The 8,952-nt window shown below is 71.8% G+C and carries 7 protein-coding genes; 2 read left to right on the top strand and 5 right to left on the bottom strand.

The window, feature by feature from the left end; genetic code table 11:
• Positions 1-144: 144 nt before the first annotated feature.
• The 5 genes from ABT004_RS35070 to ABT004_RS35050 form a co-directional block, all read right to left on the bottom strand.
• Positions 145-1,860: an aldehyde dehydrogenase family protein gene (locus tag ABT004_RS35070; RefSeq protein WP_351345433.1), complete on the bottom strand. Its 1,716-nt coding sequence runs from the start codon at positions 1,858-1,860 to the stop codon at positions 145-147.
• Positions 1,861-1,960: 100 nt separating this feature from the next.
• Positions 1,961-3,259, bottom strand: a complete 1,299-nt coding sequence (locus tag ABT004_RS35065; RefSeq protein WP_351345430.1) for an MFS transporter — start codon at positions 3,257-3,259, stop codon at positions 1,961-1,963.
• Complete coding sequence (locus ABT004_RS35060) at positions 3,256-4,191, bottom strand: TauD/TfdA dioxygenase family protein (RefSeq protein ID WP_351345427.1); 936 nt, start codon at positions 4,189-4,191, stop codon at positions 3,256-3,258. The genes ABT004_RS35065 and ABT004_RS35060 overlap by 4 nt, the downstream gene beginning before the upstream one ends.
• A gap of 118 nt (positions 4,192-4,309) precedes the next feature.
• A complete protein-coding gene (locus ABT004_RS35055; protein ID WP_351345424.1) occupies positions 4,310-4,912 on the bottom strand; it encodes a TetR/AcrR family transcriptional regulator in 603 nt (200 codons plus the stop codon).
• A 24-nt stretch (positions 4,913-4,936) separates the two neighbouring features.
• Positions 4,937-6,454 (bottom strand): class I adenylate-forming enzyme family protein, encoded by a 1,518-nt coding sequence (locus ABT004_RS35050; protein ID WP_351345421.1) that lies wholly within the window; start codon positions 6,452-6,454, stop codon positions 4,937-4,939.
• A 96-nt stretch (positions 6,455-6,550) separates the two neighbouring features.
• Between ABT004_RS35050 and ABT004_RS35045 the strand changes: the two genes are divergently transcribed.
• Positions 6,551-7,159 carry a TetR/AcrR family transcriptional regulator gene (locus ABT004_RS35045; RefSeq protein WP_351345418.1) on the top strand — a complete coding sequence of 203 codons (609 nt, stop codon included), beginning with the start codon at positions 6,551-6,553 and terminating at the stop codon, positions 7,157-7,159.
• Positions 7,160-7,198: 39 nt separating this feature from the next.
• Positions 7,199-8,836, top strand: a complete 1,638-nt coding sequence (locus ABT004_RS35040; RefSeq protein ID WP_351345415.1) for an acyl-CoA dehydrogenase family protein — start codon at positions 7,199-7,201, stop codon at positions 8,834-8,836.
• The last annotated feature ends 116 nt before the right edge of the window (positions 8,837-8,952 follow it).

The raw sequence follows: 8,952 nt of genomic DNA, 5'->3' as shown, positions 1-8,952 counted from the left end.
GGGCTTGATCCATCAAGCCCCGCCGGCGATTGGTTTTCCCAGCCCCGCCGGCGTTTGAGGCGCGGGGTCCGGGGCGAAGCCCCGGCCTTGTGAGCCCCGGTGCAGCGCACCGTCCCGGACCGCCCCCACCACGCCCCCGGTGAATCAGCCCCGTAGCGCCGACGCGAAGATGGCCGGGAGCTTCGTCGCGGAGGGGGACGTCGTGTAGGCCGTGAGGCGCTTCATCGTCGTGAGGCCCGTGCGGTTCGTGACGTAGAACGGGGGGCGCGGGGACAGGGACGGGGAGCCGGTGAAGAGGCCGCGCGGGGACGGGGCGAACGGGGCCCGCACCACCGTCTTCTCGATGTCCTCCAGCATGAACGCGTTGTGCACGAAGCCGATGCCGCTGCCGATGTCCTTAGGCGTGTTGCCGGGATACGCGCCCCACGGCGTGTAGCCGAGGAGGAAGCCGAAGGCCGACCAGACGTTGACGCCCAGCGTGCCGTAGCGCAGCGCGGCGATCGCGTCGGCGACCGCGCCGGAGTGGGCGCGCTCCGTCTTCGGGTGGACGAGCAGCGTGGCGCCCAGGGTGCCGGGGAGCTTGTCGTTGGCGAACTCCGTGGCGGCGGCCAGGAAGTGCGGCGCGTCGGCGCCCGGGAGACGGATCACGCCGAGCGTGCTCGCGAACACCTCGTCCGTGATCAGGACGTCGTCCATGCCCTCGATCTCCGGGACGAGGACGCGGCACGAGTCGTCGATACCGAGCTTCTCCGCCCCCGGGTGGGCGGCCGTGACCTTGGCGACGCGGTCGGCCGCGCCCGGGTAGTAGTCGGGCCGCGGCGGCAGTTCGGCAAGGACCTTGCGGACCTCGGCGAGCAGCTTCTCCGTGCCGTCCCACTCGCGGGGCACGACGAGGACCTGCGTGGCGATGCAGTTGTGGCCCGAGTTGTTGAGCTTGCTGGTGACGATGTTCTCGGCCTGGAAGCGGAAGTCGGCGTCGCTCCACGGGCCGGGCGTCACGATGCAGGGGCTGACGCCGCCGAGCTCGCTGGTGAACGGCTTGTCGTTGAGCGGGGCGTCCTCGGCGCGGCGCTGCTCGGCCTGCTCGTCCACGCCCCACACGATCGCGTCGTGGGTGCGCTCGCTGCCGGTGACGTGGATGGTGTCGATGTCCTCGTGCCCGGTGAGGTACGCGCCCTCGGCGGCGCCGCCGTCGACGAAGCGGACCCAGCCGCGGTCCACGTACTCGGCGAAGACCTTCTCGAAGTGCGGGCGCAGATACGCGTTGACGGGGTTCATCTTGGCGATGACGACCTCGCCCTCCGCGTACAGCTTCTGGAGGATGTCGAGCGGGGTGATCGACGCGACGTTGCCCGCGCCGAGCACCAGGGAGACGGTCGGCCCGGCCTGCCGGCCCCGGTACTCCCCCGCGGCGCGGTCCAGGACCTGCTCGCGGGTGATGCCCGGCAGCGTCCACACCTGCGCGGTGAAGCCGTTGAGCAACAGCCGGTCGGAGGTGAGGGTGGGGAAGACGTCGACGACGGTGCGGCCCTCGTGGCTGCGCACCGACTTGGGGTCGACCGGCTCCTGTCCGGCGGCGATGCGGCGCAGGACGTGCAGGTACGCCGTGATCGTCTGGGCGAGGGCCCACGGCGCGGTGATCCAGTCCTCGGCGGCCCACTCGGAGGTCTCGGCGTAGCCCTTGGCGGCGGACGCGTCGGCGACCATCGCGGCGGCGCCCTCGGAGATCCGCGGGAGCGTCCGCTCCAGTAGCGCGATGCGCTCGGCCAGGGGCGTCGCGGTCCAGGACGGTGCGTGCTCGCGCAGGTCGCGGACGGCCTGGTCCAGCGGTGAGGTGTCGAGTGCTGCTGCGGCGCTCACGGTCAACTCCTTGGAAACGCGGGGGGAATGGTGGGGGGCGTGCCGTCGATCATGTCATCCACGGGTAACCCCCGGTAAGGGAAGGCTGCGTGACGAATGGTCAGCCGGTCAACCGTGCACGGTCGCGCTCCGGATCGACCAGGGCGAAGGCGAGCACGGCGCCGATCGCGACGAGGACACCGGTCACGAGCACGGCGTGCTGGTAGCCGGCGTCGCCCTGCGCGTCGACGAGGGCGCCGACGGCGGCGGGCGCGAGGAGCCCGGACACCGTGACGAGGGCGTTCATGAGGCCCAGGGCGCCACCGCTGCGGGCGGCCGGGGCGAGTTCGGCGACGGTGGTCGCGGCCACGGTGGCGTACGAGCCGCTGAAGCCGAAGCCGAGGGCGACGAGCACGGTCTGCGCGGGCACCGAGTCGACGAACGGCGTCAGGAGGCAGCAGACGGCGCCGATCGCGAGCATGCATCCGCCGACCCAGCCACGGGCCCTCTTGCTGACGACACCGCGCCGCATCAGCCGCCCGGTGAGCGCGGCCTGCCCGAGCAGGACCACGGCGCCGACGGCCCAGGGCAGGACGACCAGCCTGCCCGCGGTGGACGCCGAGTAGTCCAGCGCGTTGCGCAGGTAGGACGGCATCCACACCAGCATCAGCGCCACGGACCAGTAGCTCATGAAGTACGCGAGGGTGCTGCCGATCCACGTACGGCTGGCGAAGATCTTCCGGTACGGGACCGTGGGCGCGGAGTCGTCACGGTCGCCGGCGGCCTTCGTGGTCGCCCTGGCGCGGGCCCGCGGGCTGTCCGCGCCGAACAGCGCCCACAGCGCCGCCCACACCACGCCGATCGCGGCGAGCACCCACAGAGCCGCGCGCCAGCCGTGGTTCTGGATCACCCAGGACAGGCCCGGCGCGGAGATGATCACGCCGAGCGTGATGCCGATGGTGAGCAGCGCGCTGGGCAGGTTCCGCTTGTCGTTCGGGAACCAGGAGAGCGTGGCCTGCTGGGCGACGGGGAAGGCCGGGCCCTCCGCGGCGCCCAGGAACACCCGCGAGCCGATCAGTACGGCGAGTCCCCCGCCGACGGCCGCGGGCACCTGCGCCACCGACCAGAGCACGGCCATCACCAGGAGCAGCAGCTTCGGTGACACCCGGTCCGCCGCCATTCCCACGACGATCGCGGCGACGGAGAAGAGCAGGAAGAAGGCGCTGTTCGCGAGCCCGAACCGGGTGGCGCTCAGGTGCAGATCGGCGCGGATCTCGTCGGCGGCGAGGCCGAGCACGGACTTGTCCGCGAAGTTGACCATCATGAAGACCACGAGGAGCGCGGTCACCGTCCACGCGCGGCGGCTCTCGCGCCGGGCCGGGTCAAGTCCCGTGCCGCGCACGGCGGGTGCGGTGGTCACGAGAGCGGTACCCCTGCGATGGCGATGCGCTCCATGACGCGCTTGGCCGGGAAGTAGTCGTTGACCGCGTAGTGCTGGACGGCGATGTTGTCCCAGATCGCGATCGAGTCCGGCGCCCAGTTGAAGCGGATCTGGAACTCGGGGATGCGCGCCTGGAGCACGAGGATGTCGAGGAGTTCGCGGTTCTCCTCCTCGGACAGGCCCTTGATGTACCGGGTGAACGGTTCGTTCACGTACAGGGTCTTGCGGCCGCTGCGCGGGTGGCGCACGACGACGGGGTGCTCGACCTGCGGCCAGTTGGCGCGGAACGCGGCCTTCTGCTCGTCGTTCATGAGCGCGCCCCAGCTGGCCTCCCAGTCGTGGACCGCGGTGAGGTTCTCGATCCGCTCCTTGAGGTCGTCGGGGAGGTTGTCGTACGCGGCGCCCATGTCGCACCACATGGTGTCGCCGCCCGCTGCGGGCACCTCGATGGCGCGGAGTACGGCGCCGAGCGAGGGGTTGACCATGAACGAGTGGTCGCTGTGCCAGATGTTCTTGTTGCCGGCGGCCTTGGCGTCCTTGGCGAGCCGGGACAGGCCCACGGTCTCCGTCTTCGGGAAGAACGGGTTGGGCTCGGGCTCGCCCCAGACGGCCGAGAGGGCGAGGTGGTTCTCGGAGTCGAAGCCGGCCTGCCCCCGGAAGAAGATCACCTTCCATTCGAGGAGGGCCTGGCGCAGTTCCTCGGCGAGCTCCTCGGTGATCGGCCTCGTCAAATCGACGCCGCTGAGCACGGCTCCGAAGTGCGGGGTGAGCGGGTTGACCTCGAAGTGCTTGTAGTCCGCCTGCTCCGCGCCGGGCGCGAGGCGGTCCAGGACGCGGCGCCCGTAGTGCATCAGGGGCTTGTCCAGGATCGGCTTGGGGTTCTCGACGGGGGCCGTCGCGACGTCGTGCATGGGGGGTCCTCCCAACAGCGAACGCTATTACGTAACCGGCAGTATCGATATTGAATCGCGCCGGGGCAAGGGGTCCGCAAGGGATATGACCGAGGGTCAGTGGACGGTTACACGCCCCTCACGGCCGGACGTCGACCGCGCGGCCGATCAGGTCCACCACGGAATCGACCAGCTCCTTCTCCGGCGGCCGCTGCTCGGCGACGAGCCGGAAGACGAGGGACGACGCGATGAGGGTCGTGACATCGGCGATCGGGACGTCGGGCCGTACGTCGCCGCGCGCGATGCCGCGCTCCAGCAGGTGCCGCGTCTCGCTCGTCACCCGCGTCACGTACGCCCGGAACGCCTCGCGCCCCGCGCCCGCCTCCGCCGCCGCGCCGATCACTCCGGCGAGCAGCCGGCCGACACCGGGCTGCCGGTAGGCACGCACACGTTCCATGAGGACCGCGCGCAGTTCGGCCGTGAAGTCCCCCATGTCGGGCACCGTCAGCGTCCCTACGCGGGACTCGGCGGCGGCGATGATCAGGTCCTGCTTGGTGGGCCAGCGGCGGTACATGGCCGGTTTGCTCACCCCCGCGCGGGTCGCGACGGCGTCCATGGTCAGCGCGCCCATGCCCTCCTCCGCCACCAGCTCGACGACAGCCTGGAGCACGGCGTTGGTGACGTGCTCCTGGCGCGGCCGGCCCGGCCCCCTGCGCGCTTGCTGTGCCTGCTCATCGGCCATGCCGAGACCCTACAGGCGCGCAGCTCAGGCCAGTTCGGCCCGCAGCACGTGCTTGGTGATCTTCCCGGAGGGAGTACGCGGAAGGGCGTCGCGCAGGATCAGCTCGCGCGGCACCTTGTAGCGGGCGATCCGCTCCTCCAGCCACCCCCGCATCCCCGCCAGGTCGGTCCCGGCGCCCTCGCGCGGGACGACGAAGGCCACCACCGTCTCGCCCCACTGCGGGTGCGGCCGGCCGACGACGGCGACGTCGAGCACGTCCGGGTGCCCCCGCAGCGCGCCCTCGACCTCCTGCGACGCGACGTTCTCGCCGCCGGTGACGATCACGTCCTTCATCCGGTCGACGAGCGTGACATAGCCGTCCTCGTCGATCCGGCCCAGGTCACCGCTGCGGTACCAGTCACCGGCGAACACCTCGGCGGTGGCTTCCTCATCGTCCAGGTAGCCGAGCATGCGGGTGTCGGTGCGCAGCCAGATCTCGCCGCTCCCGCCGGGCTCCGCGTCGTGTCCGTCGGGGCGTACGACGCGCAGGTCCACGCCCGGCATGCCGCCGCGCCCGATCGCACCCGCCTTGTCCGCGTGCTCGTACGGGTGGAGCGAGGCGCCGGCGGGCCCGGTCTCGCTCATCCCGTACACCTGCTGGAAGTTCTCCGTGCCGTACGCCTTCATCAGGCGGCGCACGGTGTCCGCGTCGAGCGGGCCCGCGCCGTAGAGCCAGGCGCGGACGGACGACACGTCGTAGTCGGCGTGGTCCGGGACCGTCTGGAGCGGGGCGATGAGCGCGATGGGTGCGCCGAACAGTGCGGTGATCCGCTCTCGCTGGATGACTTCGAGCATGCCGCGCGGCTCGTACTCGCGCTGGAGCACGACGGTGCCGCCCGCGAACAGGGTGCCGAGCGTCATGTTGTTGAGCGGCGCCGCGTGCCAGATCGGCATGCAGATCAGAAAGCGCTCGTCACCGCGCATCGACATCGTCGCCGCGGAGTACGCGGCGGTCAGGGCGGCGGTGCGGTGCGAGTGGACGCAGCCCTTGGGCGTGCCGGAGGTGCCGGACGTGTAGAGGATCTCCGCCACGTCCCCGTCGGGGCGGTCCTGTGCCTCGTACGGTTCGGCGGCCGCGACGAGCGCCTCGAAGGCGTCGGCCGGGAGCGCTTCGGCCGGGGCGTCCGGGTGGCTGGTCAGCCAGCGCACGCCCGGGTCTGCGGCGGTGGCGCGCTCGCCGATCTCCGCGTCGACGAGCGCGAGGCGCGCCCCGCAGTGCTTCAGCTGGCGCCCCACTTCGGCGGTCTGCAGCTTGTGGTTGAACGGTACGAGGGTGGCCCCGAGACTCCAGGCACCGAAGGCGGCGAAGAGGAACGCCGGGGTGTTGTACGTCATCACGGCGAGGCGGTCGCCGGGGCCGAGGCCGGCCTCGCGCAGCGCGGTCGCGGCGCGACGGGCGGCGTCGGCGAACTCCCGGTAGTTCCAACGCTGTTCGCGGTAGACGACGGCTTCCTTCGTGCCGCCCGAGCGAACAGCGCTGTCCAGCAGGGCACTGAGGTGCATTCACGTTCTCCTGACGAGCCTTGCCGACGAAACCGGCATGGAACCGGTGCGGAACCGACCATGGCGGCAAACTCTGAATGATGGTTCACTGCTTGCATGGCCTACCGCAAGACCCCCGCCGAAATCCGTCGCCTGGAGACAGCGCGCGAGCACCTGGTCGCGTGCGCCACCTCCGTCGTCGCCGAGGTGGGCTGGGCGCAGGCGTCCGTGACGGCGGTCGCCGACGCCGCCGGGATCGCGGCCGGCTCGGTCTACCAGCACTTTCCGTCGAAGGCGGCGCTCGCGGTCGAGGTGTTCCGGCGGGCCGCGGCGCGGGAGGTGACCGTGATCGGCGAGGTGCTTCAGGGGGACGGTGACCCGGTGCTGCGGCTGCGGCGCGGGGTGGAGGTGTTCGCCCGGCGCGCCCTGGAGAACCGCGGCCTCGCCTACGCGCTGCTCGCCGCGCCCGCCGATCCGAAGGTCGGCGCCGAGCGGCTCGACTACCGGCGCCGCTACCACGCCCTGTTCGCCGAAGTGGTGCACGAGGGCATGGTGGCGGGCCTGCTGCCGAAGCAGGACGGTGCGATCACCGCGGCCGCGCTCACCGGCGCGATCGGCGAGGTGCTCGTCGATCCGCTCGCCGCCCACGACGAGGCCGCCACCGGCGAGCTGCTCGCCGAACTCACCGCCATGGCGCTGCGCTGCGCGGGCGCACCGGCCGCCTGACCCTTTCGTTCGTCCGAGACTTCTACGGAGGCACGCACCATGCACTCGAACCCCACCGTGACGCACGAAGTGACCAACCAGGCACCGCCGTTGACCGGTCACGACGCCGCCGACGACCCGGTACTCCTGGAGGGCGTACGCCGCGAGGGCGCCGAGTGGCACATCGACGAGCTGCACCGCTTCGGCCGCTACGCGGGCAGCGAGGAGGCCCGCCTCTGGGCCGACCAGGCCAACCGGCACGAGCCCGAGCTGCGCACGCACGACCGCTACGGCAACCGTGTCGACGAGGTGGACTTCCACCCCTCGTACCACTCACTGATGCGCGCCACGGTGGCCGCGGGCGCGGCGGGTTCCGCCTGGGCGGACGAGCGGCCGGGCGCGCACGTGGCCCGCGCGGGCACCTTCATGCTCGCCACGATGCTGGAGCAGGGCCACATGTGCCCTGTCTCCATGACGTACGCGGTGGTGCCCGCGCTGCGCCGCACGCCCGAACTCGCCAAGTTGTACGAGCCGTTGCTCACGAGCACCGTCTACGAGCCCGGGCTCCGCGCCCCCGCCGACAAGCGCGGCCTGCTCGCCGGGATGGGTATGACGGAGAAGCAGGGCGGCACGGACGTCCGCGCGAACACGACGGCCGCGGTCGAGCAGTCGGACGGCACGTGGCGCCTGCGCGGCCACAAGTGGTTCACGTCGGCACCGATGAACGACGTGTTCCTGGTGCTCGCGCAGGCGCCGGGCGGGTTGTCGTGCTTCCTGGTTCCGCGTGTGCTGCCGGACGGGTCGCGCAACACGTTCCGTATCCAGCGCCTGAAGGACAAGCTCGGCAACCGGTCGAACGCGTCCAGCGAGCCGGAGTTCGACGACACGGTGGCCTGGCTCGTCGGGGACGAGGGCAAGGGTGTGCGCACCATCATCGACATGGTGACGATGACGCGCCTCGACTGCGTCCTCGGCTCCGCGGCGCACGTGCGCGAGTCGCTGGCGCAGGCCGCGCACCACAGCCGCCACCGTTCGGTGTTCGGCGCGAAGCTGATCGACCAGCCGCTGATGCGCAACGTCCTCGCGGACCTGGCCCTGGAGTCGGAGGCCGCGACGACGCTCGGGCTGCGGTTGGCCGGTGCGGCGGACCGGGCACAGCGGGGGGACGCGGGTGAGCGGGCCTTCCTCCGCCTGGCCACGGCGGTCGGCAAGTACTGGGTGTGCAAGCGGCAGCCCGTGGCGGTCGCGGAGGCCCTGGAATGCCTCGGTGGCAACGGTTATGACGAGGCGTCAGGGATGCCGCGCCTGTACCGGGAGGCCCCGCTCAACGGGATCTGGGAGGGCTCCGGGAACGTCAACGCGCTCGACATGCTGCGGGCGTTGACCCGCGAGCCGGAGTCCCTGGAGGCGTTCCGCGCGGAGCTCGAGGCGGCGTCCGGCGCGGACGCCCGTCTGGATGCCGCGTGGCGTGGGCTCCAGGACGAGTTGGGCTCGCCCGAGGACGCGCAGTTGCGGGCGCGGCGGGTGATCGAGCGGGCGGCGCTCGTTCTTCAGGGCTCGCTCCTCGTGCGGCACGCGCCCTCGGCGGTGGCCGACGCGTTCTGCGCGAGCCGGCTGGCCGGCGACCGGGGCCTGGCCTTCGGAACGCTGCCGCCTTCGGCGGACTTCGCGGCGATCCTGGACCGGTTGCCCGCGTGACACCCGTCCGGTTGCGCCCCACGGCCCCCACGCCACGGGGCTCCGCCCCGGACCCCGCGCCTCAATCGCCGGCGGGGCTATTCATGGTCGCCGCAGGGGCTATTTATAGCCCCTGC

Source organism: Streptomyces sp. NPDC002790 (assembly GCF_040295505.1).
Lineage (GTDB): Bacteria > Actinomycetota > Actinomycetes > Streptomycetales > Streptomycetaceae > Streptomyces.
The sequence above is the reverse complement of the archived record's forward strand: the minus strand, read 5'-3'. Positions and strand labels throughout refer to the sequence as shown.

Excerpts from the sequence above, each read along its gene's own strand:
- ABT004_RS35045 (WP_351345418.1), top strand. The coding sequence starts at position 6,551 with ATGGCCTACCGCAAGACCCCCGCCGAAATCCGTCGCCTGGAGACAGCG.
- ABT004_RS35050 (WP_351345421.1), bottom strand. The coding sequence starts at position 6,454 with ATGCACCTCAGTGCCCTGCTGGACAGCGCTGTTCGCTCGGGCGGCACG.
- ABT004_RS35055 (WP_351345424.1), bottom strand. The coding sequence starts at position 4,912 with ATGGCCGATGAGCAGGCACAGCAAGCGCGCAGGGGGCCGGGCCGGCCG.
- ABT004_RS35060 (WP_351345427.1), bottom strand. The coding sequence starts at position 4,191 with ATGCACGACGTCGCGACGGCCCCCGTCGAGAACCCCAAGCCGATCCTG.
- ABT004_RS35040 (WP_351345415.1), top strand. The coding sequence starts at position 7,199 with ATGCACTCGAACCCCACCGTGACGCACGAAGTGACCAACCAGGCACCG.